This window comes from Thalassobacterium maritimum (assembly GCF_031127805.1).
Taxonomy (GTDB): Bacteria; Verrucomicrobiota; Verrucomicrobiia; order Opitutales; family Coraliomargaritaceae; genus Thalassobacterium; species Thalassobacterium maritimum.
Window position 1 is genome coordinate 1 of record NZ_JARXHW010000293.1, and the last position, 335, is coordinate 335.

A 335-nucleotide genomic window follows, 5' to 3' on the forward strand; every position below is an offset into this window, starting at 1 on the left:
AAGTTCATGCCGCCTTCGAGCAAATGTGTGGCAAAGCTGTGGCGCAGTAGGTGGATGCCGCCCTTTTTCGTGATCCCGGCACGCTTGGCGGCCGTTTTGTAGGCGTATTGTCCGGTCGCCGTGCAGGCAGGGCCATAGCCTTTCTTCGAGGGAAACAGCCAGTCGTTACAGCCGTGGCGCTTCCAGTGCTTGCGCAGCTCCGTGAGTAATGCCGGCGAAAGCACGGTGTAGCGATCTTTGTTGCCTTTGCCCGCTTCAACCCGGATCTGCATTCGGTCGCTGTCAATGTGACGGGCACGCAGGTTCGTCGCTTCCGCCAGGCGCATTCCAGTGCC

At 60.0% G+C, this 335-nt stretch carries 1 protein-coding gene; it reads right to left on the reverse strand.

What is annotated here, in order from left to right:
* A partial coding sequence (locus QEH52_RS20965; RefSeq protein ID WP_345785489.1) for a tyrosine-type recombinase/integrase occupies positions 1 to 272 on the reverse strand: 272 nt, incomplete at its 3' end.
* Positions 273 to 335: the final 63 nt, after the last annotated feature.